The sequence below is a fragment of the Nitratireductor pacificus pht-3B genome (assembly GCF_000300335.1).
Lineage (GTDB): Bacteria > Pseudomonadota > Alphaproteobacteria > Rhizobiales > Rhizobiaceae > Nitratireductor > Nitratireductor pacificus.
The window spans coordinates 81,948-97,076 of record NZ_AMRM01000014.1; the positions used below are offsets into that span (position 1 = coordinate 81,948).

Below are 15,129 nucleotides of genomic sequence, written 5' to 3' on the forward strand. Positions count from 1 at the left end.
TTTCCCCTCAGAGCAAAATATCGGTGTAGAGTTCGGACACATCCGGCTCCGGATCGGCCTGCGCGAAATCGGCCGAATCGCCGACGATGTCGCGCACCTCCTTATCGATCACCTTCAACGCATCCTCGTCGGCCCATTTCTTGGCCAGGAGGCGCTGCTTCACCTGCTCGATGGGGTCATGCTCAGAACGCATCTTCTGGACTTCATCCTTCGTCCGGTACTTGGCCGGATCGGACATGGAATGCCCGCGATAGCGGTAGGTCTGCATTTCCAGGATGATCGGCCCCTTGCCCGAGCGGCACCATTCGACCGCCAGATCGCCGGCGGCCTTCACCGCGCGCACATCCATGCCGTCGACCTGGATGCCGGGGATCTTGAAGGACAGGCCGCGATGCGAGAAGTCGGTCTCGGCGGAGGAACGCGCCACCGCCGTGCCCATGGCGTAGCGGTTGTTCTCGATGATGTAGACCACGGGGAGCTTCCACAGCGACGCCATGTTGAAGCTCTCGTAGACCTGGCCCTGATTGGCCGCGCCATCGCCGAAATAGGTCAGCGAGACATTGTCGTTGCCGCGATAGCGGTTGGCGAAGGCAAGGCCCGTGCCGAGCGGCACCTGCGCGCCGACGATGCCATGACCGCCATAAAAATTCTTCTCCTTGGAGAACATGTGCATCGAGCCGCCCTTGCCGCGCGAATAGCCGCTGCGGCGTCCGGTCAGCTCCGCCATCACGCCGCGCGCTTCCATCCCGGCCGCCAGCATGTGGCCGTGGTCGCGGTAGCCGGTGATGACCTGGTCGCCCTCCTTGAGCGCCATCTGCATGCCGACCACCACGGCTTCCTGACCGATATAGAGGTGGCAGAAGCCGCCGATCAGGCCCATGCCGTAGAGCTGGCCGGCCTTCTCCTCGAAGCGGCGTATCAGCAGCATCTCGCGATAGGCGGCGAGTTCCTGCTCCTTGTCGAAATTCTCCGGTGGTGGGGATTTCGGCGCCTGAACGGCGCCTCCTGCCGACGGTTTCTTCGCCGGCCGTGCCTTCGTCGCAGTGGTTTTGCTTGCGGCGCGCGCCATGCCTCAACTCCCTAGCTGAAATTTTCGGGGAATTTGGGTTACGGCAGTGTGCAGCTTGAAGATCGCGCTGCGTGCCTCCCGTCACCTCCCGCTTATAATCAGAGAAGCTAACACGAGCCGGCTTATTCGGCCATCCGAATTTCGCATAGCTGCCATGCAGCTAAGATTATGGATTTATTCGATTTCTATACGATTAACTTGATTTCAGTTAATCTAGCGCGGGTCATCCAGCAGGATCACCACCTCATTGGCGCGGGCAAGATTAAGCGCCCTTCGGGCCTGCTCGTCGAGCATGTCCTTCTCGATCGAACCGTCCTTAAGAAGCGCGACGCGCGCCTCCAGCTTCTCCCGCGTGGCGGTCAGGGCGTCGAGCCGCGCCTGCGCTTCCGCGATACGCGCATCGAGCTGATATTTGGAATAGATGCCGTATTCGCCGTGATAGGCGTGGAAGCCGAAATAGGCGAGAAACAGACCGGTGATCACCGGCACGATCAATCGGCCTGTGTTGCGGCGTTTGTGATGACGTGTCCACATGCGGAAAAACCCTTCTTCCGCATGTGAACATATGTTGTTTAATGGACCGTTATTTCCGTCGGGTCACCCGCGGCTTCATCCGCGCAGGATCGACCTGCCGGCATACTGCGCCTGAGCCCCAAGCTCCTCCTCGATGCGGATCAGCTGGTTGTACTTCGCCGTCCGGTCGGAACGCGCCAGCGAGCCGGTCTTGATCTGCCCGCAATTGGTGGCGACGGCGAGATCGGAGATCGTCGAATCCTCGGTCTCTCCGGAACGATGCGACATCACCGCCGTGTAGCCGGCCTTGTGCGCGGTCTCGACCGCATCCAGCGTCTCGGTCAGCGTGCCAATCTGGTTGACTTTGACGAGGATCGAATTGCCGACGCCCATCTTGATGCCGTCCCGGAGGCGGGCGGAGTTGGTCACGAACAGATCATCGCCGACGAGCTGCGCCTTGGCCCCCACCAGGTCGGTGAGGATCTTCCAGCCCTCGAAATCGTCTTCCGACATGCCGTCTTCGATGGAGATGATCGGGTAATTGCCAACGAGCTTGGCGAGATACTCGGCCTGCGCCTTGCCGTCGCGCGTCTGCCCCTCGCCCTCATAGACATACTTGCCGTCCTTGAAGAACTCGGTCGCCGCGCAGTCGAGCGCGATCGCCACTTCCTCGCCCGGCTTGTAGCCGGCCTTCTCGATCGAGGCGAGAACAAAGTCCAGCGCCGCCTCGGCGCTCTTCAGGTTCGGCGCGAAGCCGCCCTCGTCGCCGACATTTGTGTTGTGGCCGGCCGCCTTGAGGCCCGCCTTCAGCGTGTGGAAGATTTCCGATCCCCAGCGCACGGCCTCGCGCAGCGTCGGCGCGCCGACCGGCATGACCATGAATTCCTGGAAGTCGATCGGGTTGTCGGCATGCGCGCCACCATTGACGATGTTCATCATCGGCACGGGCAGCACATGCGCCGAGGCCCCGCCCACATAGCGGTAGAGCGGCAGGCCGGCCGCCTCGGCGGAGGCCTTGGCGACGGCAAGCGAAACGCCGAGAATGGCGTTGGCGCCGAGCCGGCTCTTGTTCGGCGTGCCGTCGAGCGCGATCATGGCGCGGTCGATCTGGATCTGGTTTTCCGCGTCGAGACCGCTCAGCGCCTCGAAAATCTCGCCGTTCACCGCATCCACCGCGTCTTCGACGCCCTTGCCGAGATAGCGCTTGCCGCCGTCGCGCAGCTCGACCGCCTCATGCGCGCCCGTCGAGGCGCCCGATGGCACGGCGGCGCGGCCCATCGAGCCGTCTTCCAGAACCACATCGACCTCGACGGTCGGGTTGCCACGGCTGTCGAGAATTTCGCGTCCGACGATGTCGATAATGGCGGTCATGTTGGCTCTCTCTGGTCTGGAGTTGGGCTGGAGGGATTGTCAGCGCCTGTCTTAGCGAAAACCTTGCAAAAGACAATGACGGTGGGCGGGAGCGATGATTGCCGTTCCGGCATGGATGCCCGGCTCGGAGGTCGGATATGACGAATGATGCGAACCGCCGGCATAGGCGATCGATGCGGCTGTCCTGCCATTCGTCATCCTCGGGCTTGACCCAAAGGCCCATGCCTGACCGGCCGATCTCCCGCTCACGCCCCCTTCGCCACCCGGTCGAACGCCATCAGCCGTTCGAGCAGCGCGGGCAGGTCCTTGAGCGGCACCATGTTCGGCCCGTCCGAAGGCGCGTTGTCCGGATCCTCATGCGTCTCGATGAAGACGCCGGCGACACCGACCGCCACCGCCGCGCGCGCCAGGGTTTCCACGAAGCGGCGCTCGCCGCCGGTCGAGCCGCCCTGCCCGCCCGGCTGTTGCACGGAATGGGTCGCGTCGAAGATGACCGGCGCGCCCATCTCGGCCATCTGCGGCAGGCCGCGCATGTCGGAAACCAGCGTGTTGTAGCCGAACGAGGTGCCCCGTTCGGTCAACAGCACGTTCGGATTGCCGGAATCGGTCACCTTGGCGATGACGTTCTTCATGTCCCAAGGCGCGAGGAACTGCCCCTTCTTGACGTTGACCACCTTGCCGGTCGCCGCGGCGGCGATGAGAAGATCGGTCTGCCGGCACAGGAACGCCGGGATCTGCAGCACGTCGACCACATCCGCGACGGTGCGGCACTGGTCCTCCGTATGCACATCCGTGAGGATCGTTATGCCCAGTTCCTTGCGCAGGTCGGCGAAGATCGGCAGCGCCTTTTCGAGGCCGGCGCCGCGCTTGCCCGAAAGCGAGGTGCGGTTGGCCTTGTCGAAGCTGGTCTTGTAGACGAAGCCGAGACCGAGCTTCGCGGTCAGCTCCTTCAGCGCGCCAGCCATGTCGAAGGCGTGATCGCGCGATTCGAGCTGGCAGGGACCGGCGATCAACGCCAGCGGCGCATCATTGGCGAAGACGGATTCGCCGATGGCGACGCGTGGATTGGGCTTCATGCGGTAAACTCCTCGAAAATGGACAGGGCGCCCTGCCCTGCGGCCGGCGGAACGACGATGCGCCCGCCATGTTCGGAAAACGCGACACGATTGGCCGCCAACTGCGACCGCAGCGCGGCGAAAGCCGGAACGCGGAAGACGATGGCGGCGAAATCCAGTGGCGCCGCCGCGCCGGAAGGCTCGACGCCATATAAGGCGGAAAACGATACAGACGTCATCAGGGACAGGCCGGAACCGGCAAGCGGAAGCGAGATGCCGCCTGCCCCAACCGAAGCCGGTTCCCGCCCGCTAAAAAGTTCGAGGAAAGCGCGCTCGCCTTCCGGACGCGCCGCCACGGCGACAATGCGGGCGATTCCGGACACCCCGTTGGCGTGCCGCTCCAGCGCGGCGCGGTCGACCTTCGGCGCATTGACCCGCTCGCAGGTGAAGAAGAACCGGTCGCCCCCCATGGCCGGCACGGCAAAGGCGAGCCTGAACGACGCGACAGCCTCCGCTCCCGCCGCATCGACGAAGGGCCGCGAGAAAGAGAGCAGCGGCCCCGCCGAGATGCCGCCGGCGACGAAACGGGCATGGTCGGCGGCGGCATCCGTCGTGCCCAGAACCACGGCGGAGAAACCCTCTTCGCCCGCCGCCGCGCGGAAGGCGGCATCGCGAGCGACGAACACGTTTCCGCCGTCGATCGCCGCCCGGGCGGCAGCCGCATCGAGGACCGCCAGCGGCTCCAGATAGGCGCCGTCTGAGAAGAAGACGCAGCAATTGCCGGTGCCGAAGGGATGCGCCGCATCGGGAGCGACGGTGAAGCCGAGCGCCGTCAGCCGGCCCCGCGCTTCCGCCAGACCGGCGGTCGGCAGAACGCAATGATCGAGCCTGCGCGCCGGCGGCGCTTCGTTGCTGGAAGCCATGCCTCGCATGTGCCCGATGCGCCGCCGCAATGCAAGCGTGTCAGCCAGTCACATCCTGCGGCAGGCGGAACTCCACCCACAGCGGGTGGTGATCGGAAATGCGGAACGCGAAATTACGTTTCGTGAGACCGAGATCGTTCAGAAGCCGCCCCCAGATTTCAACGATGCCGCCATCCGTCAGTTCCAGGCCGATCAGGGCGGCGTTACCCTTGGAGAACCAGGCGATCTGGTCGTGATAGCTCGCCTTCTCCGGTTCCGACGCCCGCGCATAGATGGTGCGCGGATGGCTCTGCAGGACGAAGGGCACTTCGAGACCCGTTTCGACAAAGGCCTCGTAGAGCCTGTTGCCGGTGCGTTCGAGATTGAAGTCGCCGAGCACGATCAGATTGTGGTGCCAGCGACGCTCGCGCGCCGCCCAGCTCTGCATCCAGCGGGCAATGCCGCGCAGTTCCGGCAGGCGTTCCTTGTCCACGTCGCCATAGTCGATATGCGTCGTCACCAGGATGAAGGTCGTGTCGCGCGTGCGGAACGACACGGCATAGGGATTGCGCGCGAACTGCTTCTTGAAGCTCCCGGCATCGAAGCCGAATTCCTCCGCCTCGTCGGGCACGACCAGCTCGCCGGCGAGGCCCGAAAGCGCGACGCGCGTCGTGTCGAACAGATAGGCCATGTGCTCGTCATTGCCGCCGACGCCCGCATTGCGGTCGGTCATCAGAAAGCTCCAGTTCGGGCCGAGCACCTTCATCGCCGAGCGCAGCGCGCCAAAATCCTCCCCCACCTCCTGCACGGCGATCACATCGAAGCGCGACAGGATCTCGGTGATTGCCCACAGCGAGCGGTAGTCGCGCTTGGGGCTGTCGTCGGAGCTGAGGGGAACGGACCATTTGCGCGTCAGCGAGCGGAAATGGGCGATGTTCCAGGTGGCGATGAGGATGTTGCGGTCGATGGCGCGCTTTGGCGGCACCGTCTGGTCCAGATAGGCGGAGAAGGCACGCATCTCATCGAGAACGGACTGCGGAACCGCACCGTCCTCGGGCTGATTCTCGGGATCGTCGAAAAGAACGTCGAGCGGCGTCGCCACAGCCTTTTCCCCCGCCTGAGCGCAAGCGGGAAAAACCTATCACACGAGGCGCGACTGTTCCATGGCAGCGCCGATGAACGAGGCGAACAGCGGGTGCGGCTCGAACGGCTTGCTCTTCAGCTCGGGATGATACTGCACACCGATGAACCAGGGATGGTCCGGATATTCGACGGTTTCCGGAAGCACGCCGTCCGGCGACAGGCCGGCGAAGACGAGGCCGCATTTCTCCAGCGTCTCGCGATAGCCGATATTGACCTCGTAGCGATGGCGATGGCGCTCGGAAATGTCCTCGCTGCCGTAGATCTCGGCGATCTTCGTCCCATGCGTCAGCTTGGCATCATAGGCGCCGAGGCGCATGGTGCCGCCCAGATCGCCGGACGCCGTCCGCTTCTCCAGCATGTTGCCCTTCAGCCATTCGGTCATCAGGCCGACGATGGGCTCCTTCGTCGGGCCGAACTCCGTCGAGGACGCGTTCTCGATGCCGGCCAGCGAACGCGCCGCCTCGATGCAGGCCATCTGCATGCCGAAACAGATGCCGAAATACGGAACCTTGCGCTCGCGGGCGAATTTCGCCGCCAGGATCTTGCCTTCCGCGCCACGCTCGCCAAAACCACCCGGCACCAGGATGCCGTGCACCTTCTCAAGCCAGGGCGCGGGGTCTTCCTTCTCGAAGATCTCCGCTTCGATCCATTCGAGCTTGACGCGAACGCGGTTCGCCATGCCGCCATGCGATAGCGCCTCGATCAGCGACTTGTAGGCATCCTTGAGGCCCGTGTACTTGCCCACGACGGCGATGGTGACCTGGCCTTCGGGATTGTGGATCCGGTCGGCGACTTCCTGCCAGCGTTCCATGCGCGGCTTCGGCGCCGGGTCGATGCCGAAGGCAGCCAGCACTTCCGAATCGAGCCCCTCGTGATGATAGGCCATCGGCACGTCGTAGATATGCGCCACGTCGAGCGCCTGGATGACCGCCGATTCGCGCACATTGCAGAACAGCGACAGCTTGCGGCGCTCCTCCGCCGGGATTTCCCGGTCCGCGCGCACCAGGAGAATGTCCGGCGCGATGCCGATCGAGCGCAGTTCCTTGACCGAGTGCTGGGTCGGCTTGGTCTTCAATTCGCCGGCGGCCGGGATCCACGGCATCAGCGTCAGATGGACATAGACTGCGTTGCCGCGCGGCAACTCGTTGCCCAGCTGGCGGATCGCCTCGAGGAACGGCATCGCCTCGATGTCGCCGACCGTGCCGCCGATCTCGCATAACACGAAATCGTAGTCGTCATTCCCCTCAAGCACGAACTGCTTGATCTCGTCGGTGACGTGCGGAATCACCTGGACCGTTGCGCCCAGATAGTCGCCGCGCCGCTCCTTCTCGATGATGTTCTGGTAGATGCGGCCGGTGGTGATGTTGTCCTGCTTGTTGGCCGAGCGACCGGTGAAACGCTCGTAATGGCCAAGATCCAGATCCGTCTCCGCCCCGTCGTCGGTGACGAAAACCTCGCCGTGCTGATAGGGCGACATCGTGCCCGGATCAACGTTCAGATAGGGATCGAGCTTGCGGATGCGAACGCGGTACCCACGGGCCTGGAGCAGCGCGCCAAGGGCTGCTGCCGCTATGCCTTTTCCGAGGGAGGAGACCACGCCGCCAGTTATGAATACATATCGCGCCATGGGACTCATCGCTTAACCGTACGCAGGCGATTCCGCCAGCAAAAAATCAGGAAGCCGCAAATCTTTTTGCGTCTCCCGGCGAACACCGTTTCCGCCAGCCGAATGCCACCGCCCCCGCGAAGGCGGTCGCAACACCCGGCAAAAACAGAGGATTACTGGCCTGTCGGCACCTGGTCTTCGGCGTTGCCCTCGCCGGCCGACGCCGGCTGGGCGCCATCGGTGGTCGGCACCTCACCCGGGGTCGAAGCACCGCTGCCGCCGAGCTGGTCGAGAACGCCAGAGCCGCCCTGCGTCTGCTGGCTGCCTGCGGGAATGCGGTCCAGAATGTCGGTCGGGCTCGCGCCGTAGCGGGCGATCAGCGAGAGCGCCAGCGAGGTGGCGAAGAATGCCGCGGCCAGAATGGCGGTCGTGCGGGTCAGCGCATTGGCCGCGCCGCGCGCCGACATGAAACCGGAACCGCCGCCGACGCCGAGCCCGCCCCCTTCGGAGCGCTGCATGAGGACCACGCCGACCAGCGCGACCACGACGATCAGATGAATGACGATGATGACGGTCTGCATGTTATCTTCCGGCTTTCCGGCCGGCTCTCCGGCTCGATGCGCCCGCCAAGATGCGGACGCGGCTCATTACACGGCTTTCGCCGCTTTTCCAAGACCGATGCGACGCTTCTTTCCGCAGGAGGAGCGCCGCTTGCGCCGCGGAAGAACGAAAACACCCGGATTCCCCGGCCCGGCGGCGCCCCGCCAGGCCGATCCACAGAAAATAGGTTGTGGAACGGCGGGCGCAAGTCCATCAGAGCATCGGACCGAAAAGTGGAAACCGGTTTTCGGTTACTCCGATGCTCCATCAATGATTTAGATCGTCCTTTGTGCGTCCGAAAGGACGCACGGCGATTTAATGCATCGGACCGAAAAGTGGAAACCGGTTTTCGGTTACTCCGATGCTCCATCAATGACGTAGATCGTCCGCCGCGAAACGGAAGCTTCAGGCAGGGCAGCCGGCGACGATGCCGAGGAAGTCGGCGGCCTTCAGGCTCGCCCCGCCCACCAGCGCGCCGTCCACATGGGCGACGGACAGGAGTTCGGCGGCGTTGGACGGCTTTACCGAACCGCCATAGAGAATGCGCATCGACCCGGCCTCGGCGCCCAAAAGCGCTGTCAGCTCCGCGCGGATATGCGCGTGCGCCTCCGCGACATCGCCGACAGTCGGGGTCAGCCCGGTGCCGATGGCCCATACCGGCTCATAGGCGATCACGGTGCCCGCTGCTTTCGCCGCCTTCGGCACGGAACCGGCAATCTGGCGTGACAGCACCGCCAAGGTCTCGCCGCCTTCGCGCTCGTCCTTCGTCTCGCCGATGCAGATCACCGCCGTCAGGCCCGCACGCCAGGCCGCTTCCGCCTTGGCGGCCACGATGGCATCGGTCTCGCCGTGATCGGTGCGCCGCTCCGAATGGCCGACGATGACGTGGCTTGCGCCGGCATCGGCCAGCATTTCCGCAGAAACATCGCCCGTATGGGCGCCTGAGGCCTGCGCATGGCAATCCTGCCCGCCGAGCTGCACCGCGCTGCCTTCGAGCGCGCCCTTCGCCCGCGTCAGCAGCGTGGCCGGCACGCAGATGAGCGCCTCGCATGCGGCGAAGTCGCCGGCGGTCATGGCAGTCAGTTCCACCAGAGCGGCGCCCGTGCCGTTCATTTTCCAGTTGCCGGCGATGAGAGGACGAATACCAGGCGTCATGGGGCTTTTCCTTGCTGTTCCATTTGCGCTGCCCCCTCGTAGCAAAAACCCGTGACAAAGCAATCGGCGCGCCGGCGGCGGCGCGGCTCCCGACAACCGACATGGCACAGGACTATGGCACAGGACTATCGACACTGGGCGTCAGGGGCGCTATTGCGCTGTGTGGGGAAAAGCATCGAAGAATTCATCGAGGAATACCGGAACCGCCATGCTCGACAGTCTCAGAAAAGCCGCTTCCACCTGGATCGCCAAGCTGCTGCTTGGCCTGCTTGTCGTCAGCTTCGCGGTCTGGGGTATTTCCGGGCAAATTCTCAACGACCAGTCGCGCAGCGTGCTGACGGCCGGCGACGCGTCCGTTTCCATGCTTGATTTCCGTCTCGCCTACGACCGGCAGATCAATGCGCTGTCGCAGCGCCTCGGCACGCGCGTCACGCGCGAACAGGCGGTCGCCTTCGGCCTCGACGACCAGGTGATGCAGCAGCTGGCCGCCGGCGTGCTGCTCGACGAGGAAGCCCGCCAGCTCGGCCTCGGCCTGTCGAGCGACAAGCTGGCCCAGCTCACCGCCGAGGATCCCGCGTTTCGTGGTGCCGATGGCCGTTTCGACCGCCAGCAGTTCGATTTCGTCCTGCGGCAGATCGGCATGCGCCCCGAAGACTATCTGAAGAACCGCGAGCAGGTGGCGATCCGTCAGCAGATCGTCGAGGCCGCGACGGACGGCATCGCCGTACCCGACGAATTGCTGAAGAACATGGCGCTCTACCGCGGCGAGGACCGCACCGTGGAGTACCTGCCGCTGCCCCGCGCGCTAGTCGAACCGATCGAACAGCCGGAAGACGCCGCATTGCAGACCTGGTTCGACGAGCGCAAGGCGGACTACGCCGCGCCGGAATACCGCAAGTTCACCTATGTGAAGCTCGAACCGTCCGACATTGCGGACCCGTCTTCGATTTCCGCCGATCAGGTGCAGAAGGCCTATGAGGACCTGCGCGACCGCTACACCACGCCGGAAAAGCGCGCGATCGAACAGATCGTATTCGCGAACAAGGATGCCGCCGCTTCCGCGCTGAAGGATCTGCTCGACGGCAAGAGCTTCGCCGATGTCGCGACCGCGGCCGGCAAGACGGCGCAGGACACCGAACTCGGCACGCTGGCCAGGTCGGAAATCCCCGACAGCGCGCTGGCCGAGGCCGCCTTCGCGCTGGACGAGAACCAGTTCAGCGACGTGATCGACGGCGCCTTTGGTCCGGTGATCCTGAATGTCACGCAGATCACCCCGGAGGTCGTCCAGCCGTTGGCCGAGGTGGAAGACGAGATCCGCCAGGATCTGGCGCTGGAGGAAGCAAGCCGCATCCTGCTCGACGTGCACGATTCCTATGAGGATGCGCGCGCCGGCGGTGCCACCATGGCCGAGGCTGCGGAGCGCCTGAAGTTGACGCCGCGCACCATCGAGGCCGTCGACCGCAATGCGCAGCGCCCGGACGGCTCCATCGTCAACGACCTGCCGCAATCGGCCGAGCTGTTGCGCGAGGTGTTCGATACGGATTCGGGCGTCGAGAACGCGCCGCTCTCCCTCGGCGGCAGCGGCTTCATCTTCTACGAGGTGGAAGGCATAACGCCCGAGCGGGACCGGACGCTGGACGAGGTGCGCGAGAAGGTGGCCGCCGACTGGACGCAGGCCGAGGCCGTGCAGCGCCTTGCGACACGCGCCGCCGAACTTGCCGGCGAACTGAAGGACGGCAAGTCGCTCGACGAGATCGCCACGGCCATCGGTCAGGAGAAGCAGACCAAGCGCGGCCTCCGGCGCACCGCTAACGACGCCGATCTCGGCCAGTCGGGTGTCGCCGCCGTCTTCTCCGTGCCGCGCAACGGCACCGGCATCTTCGCCAATCCAGCCGGCGACGGGCAGTTCCTGTTCCGGGTGACCGAAGTCTTCGAGCCGGCATCCGCCAGCCCCGAAAGCGTGCCCGAGAACGAGCGGGACGCCGTTCGCGCAGCACTCGCCGACGACCTGCTCGACCAGATGGTGGCGCGCCTGCAGGGCAAGTATCCCGTGACGGTCAACCGCGCCGCCATGCAGGAAGCCCTGAGCTTCTGATCCCGGCGATGAGCGATTTCAAAGCCCATATCGCCAAGGTCGCCTCCGGCGCGTCGCTGACATTCGACGAGGCCCGCGACGCCTTCGACATCGTCATGTCGGGCGATGCGACGCCGAGCCAGATCGGCGGTTTCCTGATGGCGCTGCGCGTGCGCGGCGAGACCGTCGAGGAGATTTCCGGCGCCGTCGCCACCATGCGCGACAAGATGTTGACTGTCGCGGCCCCCGACGACGCCGTCGATATCGTCGGCACCGGCGGCGATGCTTCCGGCTCCTACAACGTATCGACCTGCGCCGCCTTCATCGTCGCCGGGGCCGGCGTTCCGGTCGCCAAGCATGGCAACCGCGCCCTCTCCTCCCGTTCCGGCGCCGCCGACACGCTGGCGGCGCTTGGCATCAATATCGAACTGGGACCGAAGGAGATCGCCGCCTGCATCGCCGAGGCCGGGCTGGGCTTCATGTTCGCCCCGGCGCATCATTCGGCGATGCGCCATGTCGGCCCCTCGCGCGTCGAACTCGGCACGCGCACGATCTTCAACCTGCTCGGCCCGCTCTCCAATCCCGCCGGCGTTCGCCGCCAGCTCGTCGGCGTGTTCGCGCCCGAATGGGTCGCGCCGCTGGCCAAGGTTCTTCAGCAGCTCGGCGCCGAAACCGTCTGGGTGGTCCATGGCGCCGGTCTGGACGAAATGACCACCGCCGGCGTCAGCCAGGTGGCCGCGCTCGAGGATGGACAGATCCGCCATTTCGAGATCGCCCCGGAAGAGATCGGCCTGCGCCGCGTTTCTATGGCCGACCTGAAGGGCGGCGACGCCGACCACAACGCCCGCGCCCTGCGCGGGGTCCTCAAGGGCGAGAAGAACGCCTATCGCGACATCGCCGTCCTCAACGCCGGCGCCGCCCTGGTGGTGGCCGGCCGCGCGAAAACCCTGAAGGACGGCGTCAAGCTCGCCGTCGAATCGATCGACCGCGGCCAGGCCGAAGCTGCTCTTGAGCGGCTGATCGCCGTGTCCAACGCCAGGAGCCGCCCCGATGACTGACATTCTGCGCCGCATCGAGGCCTACAAGCGCGCCGAAATCGAGGCCGCCAAGGCAATGCTTCCGCTGTCCGAGCTGGCAGCCAGGGCACGCGACGCCGCCCCGCCGCGCGGCTTCGCGCAGGCGCTCAGGACGACCAAGGCGGCCGGCCGCTTCGCGCTGATCGCCGAGATCAAGAAGGCCAGCCCGTCGCGCGGGCTGATCCGCGAGGATTTCGAGCCGGCGGCGCTGGCGAAAGCCTATCAGGAGGGCGGCGCCACCTGCCTGTCCGTGCTCACCGACACGCCCTCGTTCCAGGGCGCGCCGGAATATCTCGGCATGGCGCGCGACGCGTGCGGCCTTCCGGCGCTGCGCAAGGATTTCCTGTTCGAGCCCTACCAGGTCTACGAGGCGCGCGCCTGGGGTGCCGACGCCATCCTCATCATCATGGCGAGCGTGACGGACAGCGAGGCGAAGGCGCTCGAGGATACCGCGCTCGATCTTGGCATGGACGTGCTGGTCGAGATCCATGACGAGGCGGAGCTGGAGCGCGCCCTGGAGCTTTCGACGCGGATGATCGGCATCAACAACCGCGACCTGCGCACATTTGAAACCGCGCTCGAGACCAGCGAGCGCCTGGCGCCGCGGGTGCCCGAGGACCGCATGGTCATCGGCGAGAGCGGCATCTTCACCAATGAGGACTGCCAGCGCCTGGCGCGCTCGGGCATGACGGCCTTTCTGGTCGGCGAGAGCCTGATGCGGCAGGCGGACGTCGCGGCGGCGACCCGGGCGCTGCTCGGCCTCGACACCGCGCAGGCGGCCGGTTGACGCCATGGGCGCGGCGCAGGACAAGCTGACCCACCTGTCCGCCTCCGGCGAGGCGCATATGGTCGATGTCGGCGACAAACAGGAAACCCGCCGCGAGGCGATCGCCGAAGGCACCGTCGTCATGCAGGCGGCGACCCTCGACGCCATCCTTTCGGGCAATGCCAGGAAGGGCGACGTGCTGGCGACGGCGCGCATCGCCGGCATCATGGCGGCGAAGAAGACGCACGACCTCATTCCGCTGTGCCATCCCCTCGCCCTGTCGAAGGTTACGATCGACATCGATCCGGACACCGCCCTGCCCGGCCTTCGCGTCCGCGCGACGGTCCGCGTCAGCGGCCAGACCGGCGTCGAGATGGAGGCGCTGACGGCGGTTTCGGTGGCCTGCCTGACGATCTACGACATGGCGAAGGCGCTCGACAAGGCAATGACCCTGAACGGCATCCGCCTGCTGGAAAAGACTGGCGGCAAGTCCGGCACCTGGCGCGCCGGAGAGCGCTGAACCATGGCGCTGCTGCCCGTCGACGAAGCGCTGGAACGGATCCTTGACGGCGTCAAGCCGCTGCCGGAGGAGGCCGTGCGCATCGCGGAGGCCGATGGGCGCGTTCTGGCGCGCGCCCTGACCGCCGCGCGCACCCAGCCGCCTTTCGATGCCTCGGCCATGGACGGCTATGCCGTGCGCGCTGCTGATGTCGAAACCACGCCGGCGGAGCTCGACGTCATCGGCGAATCCGCCGCGGGAAACCGTTTTCACGGAAAAGTCGGCCCGGGCCAGGCCGTGCGCATATTCACCGGGGCGCCCGTCCCGGAAGGGGCCGACACGATCCTGATCCAGGAGAATGCGCAATCCCTTGCCGATGGACGGATCGAGGCATTGCACCCCGTCGAGAAAGGGCGCCATATCCGCCGCGCCGGACTGGATTTTCGCCTCGGCCAACCGATGCTCGAGGAAGGCCGGCTCCTGGGCGCCGCAACCATCGGCCTTGCGGCGGCGGGAGGGCATCCGACCCTGCCCGTGACGCAGCGTCCGCTGGTCGCCGTGCTTGCCACCGGCGATGAGCTCGTCCTGCCGGGAGAACCCTGCGGACCGGACCAGATCGTCGCCTCCAACGGCTTTGCCATCGGCGCGCTCGCCCGGGCGGAAGGCGCGCGGATTCTCGATCTCGGCATCATCCCCGACGACGCCGGCGCGATCACCGCCGCGGTTCTCAGGGCGCGTGATGCCGGCGCCCATGTGCTGGTCACGCTGGGCGGCGCGTCCGTCGGCGCCCGCGATCTGGTGCGCCAGGCCCTGCTCGATGCCGGCATGTCGCTCGACTTCTGGAAGATCGCCATGCGCCCGGGCAAGCCGCTCATGTTCGGGCGCCTGGACGAGATGCGTGTTCTCGGTCTGCCGGGAAACCCGGTGTCGAGCCTCGTCTGCGCGCACCTCTTCCTGCGCCCGCTGGTGGCGCGGCTGGGGCAGCGCGCCTTCACGCCGGACCTGCGCAGCGCCGTTCTGAGCGCCCCGCTGCGCGCCAATGACGAGCGCCGCGACTATGTGCGCGCCTCCGTGGCGGCGGGTCCCGACGGGCTGATCGCAACCCCGTTCCCGGTACAGGATTCGTCGATGCTGACGACACTGGCCGCCTCCAACGCGCTGATCGTCCGCGAGCCGGGCGCCGCAGCTGCCGAAACCGGCGCACGCTGCCGCGTGCTGCTCCTGGGATAGTCACCGCATCGACCGCCTGCGCATCCCGTCATCAGCAAGAATATCAGGAAGTCGGCATAACCGACGAAAA

At 65.8% G+C, this 15,129-nt stretch carries 14 protein-coding genes; 5 read left to right on the forward strand and 9 right to left on the reverse strand.

The features are described from left to right. Nucleotides 1-7 precede the first annotated feature (7 nt). From pdhA to tpiA, 9 genes are all read right to left on the reverse strand, one after another. Nucleotides 8-1,069, reverse strand: coding sequence for a pyruvate dehydrogenase (acetyl-transferring) E1 component subunit alpha (pdhA, locus tag NA2_RS13395; RefSeq protein WP_008597505.1), 1,062 nt, complete (start codon nucleotides 1,067-1,069; stop codon nucleotides 8-10). Nucleotides 1,070-1,282: 213 nt separating this feature from the next. Beyond that, the gene (locus tag NA2_RS13400; RefSeq protein WP_040677831.1) at nucleotides 1,283-1,603 is read right to left on the reverse strand and encodes an FtsB family cell division protein; all 321 of its coding nucleotides are present in this window, start codon (nucleotides 1,601-1,603) and stop codon (nucleotides 1,283-1,285) included. A 75-nt stretch (nucleotides 1,604-1,678) separates the two neighbouring features. After that, nucleotides 1,679-2,953 carry a phosphopyruvate hydratase gene (gene eno / locus NA2_RS13405; RefSeq protein ID WP_008597507.1) on the reverse strand — a complete coding sequence of 425 codons (1,275 nt, stop codon included), beginning with the start codon at nucleotides 2,951-2,953 and terminating at the stop codon, nucleotides 1,679-1,681. A 245-nt stretch (nucleotides 2,954-3,198) separates the two neighbouring features. Beyond that, nucleotides 3,199-4,029, reverse strand: coding sequence for a 3-deoxy-8-phosphooctulonate synthase (gene kdsA, locus NA2_RS13410; protein WP_008597508.1), 831 nt, complete (start codon nucleotides 4,027-4,029; stop codon nucleotides 3,199-3,201). Further along, nucleotides 4,026-4,931 carry a VOC family protein gene (locus tag NA2_RS13415; protein WP_040677834.1) on the reverse strand — a complete coding sequence of 302 codons (906 nt, stop codon included), beginning with the start codon at nucleotides 4,929-4,931 and terminating at the stop codon, nucleotides 4,026-4,028. The genes kdsA and NA2_RS13415 overlap by 4 nt, the downstream gene beginning before the upstream one ends. A 40-nt stretch (nucleotides 4,932-4,971) precedes the next feature. After that, nucleotides 4,972-6,012, reverse strand: coding sequence for an endonuclease/exonuclease/phosphatase family protein (locus NA2_RS13420; RefSeq protein ID WP_008597510.1), 1,041 nt, complete (start codon nucleotides 6,010-6,012; stop codon nucleotides 4,972-4,974). Between the two features lie 39 nt (nucleotides 6,013-6,051). After that, complete coding sequence (locus tag NA2_RS13425) at nucleotides 6,052-7,680, reverse strand: CTP synthase (protein ID WP_008597511.1); 1,629 nt, start codon at nucleotides 7,678-7,680, stop codon at nucleotides 6,052-6,054. Between the two features lie 152 nt (nucleotides 7,681-7,832). After that, nucleotides 7,833-8,240, reverse strand: a complete 408-nt coding sequence (gene secG, locus NA2_RS13430) for a preprotein translocase subunit SecG (protein WP_008597512.1) — start codon at nucleotides 8,238-8,240, stop codon at nucleotides 7,833-7,835. A 424-nt stretch (nucleotides 8,241-8,664) separates the two neighbouring features. Then, the gene (gene tpiA / locus NA2_RS13435; RefSeq protein WP_008597513.1) at nucleotides 8,665-9,414 is read right to left on the reverse strand and encodes a triose-phosphate isomerase; all 750 of its coding nucleotides are present in this window, start codon (nucleotides 9,412-9,414) and stop codon (nucleotides 8,665-8,667) included. A 208-nt stretch (nucleotides 9,415-9,622) separates the two neighbouring features. Here tpiA and NA2_RS13440 point away from each other — a divergent pair, with 208 nt between their 5' ends. Genes NA2_RS13440 through NA2_RS13460 form a run of 5 tightly spaced genes read left to right on the forward strand, consistent with a single transcriptional unit; the run spans nucleotide 9,623 to nucleotide 15,059 of the window. Further along, nucleotides 9,623-11,509, forward strand: coding sequence for a SurA N-terminal domain-containing protein (locus tag NA2_RS13440; protein WP_008597514.1), 1,887 nt, complete (start codon nucleotides 9,623-9,625; stop codon nucleotides 11,507-11,509). An 8-nt stretch (nucleotides 11,510-11,517) separates the two neighbouring features. Continuing rightward, the gene (gene trpD / locus NA2_RS13445; protein ID WP_008597515.1) at nucleotides 11,518-12,546 is read left to right on the forward strand and encodes an anthranilate phosphoribosyltransferase; all 1,029 of its coding nucleotides are present in this window, start codon (nucleotides 11,518-11,520) and stop codon (nucleotides 12,544-12,546) included. Further along, nucleotides 12,539-13,351 carry an indole-3-glycerol phosphate synthase TrpC gene (gene trpC, locus NA2_RS13450; protein WP_008597516.1) on the forward strand — a complete coding sequence of 271 codons (813 nt, stop codon included), beginning with the start codon at nucleotides 12,539-12,541 and terminating at the stop codon, nucleotides 13,349-13,351. Before trpD ends, trpC begins: the two co-directional genes overlap by 8 nt. A 4-nt stretch (nucleotides 13,352-13,355) precedes the next feature. Beyond that, nucleotides 13,356-13,850 carry a cyclic pyranopterin monophosphate synthase MoaC gene (gene moaC / locus NA2_RS13455; RefSeq protein ID WP_008597517.1) on the forward strand — a complete coding sequence of 165 codons (495 nt, stop codon included), beginning with the start codon at nucleotides 13,356-13,358 and terminating at the stop codon, nucleotides 13,848-13,850. 3 nt (nucleotides 13,851-13,853) lie between these two features. Next, nucleotides 13,854-15,059 carry a molybdopterin molybdotransferase MoeA gene (locus tag NA2_RS13460; RefSeq protein ID WP_008597518.1) on the forward strand — a complete coding sequence of 402 codons (1,206 nt, stop codon included), beginning with the start codon at nucleotides 13,854-13,856 and terminating at the stop codon, nucleotides 15,057-15,059. The last annotated feature ends 70 nt before the right edge of the window (nucleotides 15,060-15,129 follow it).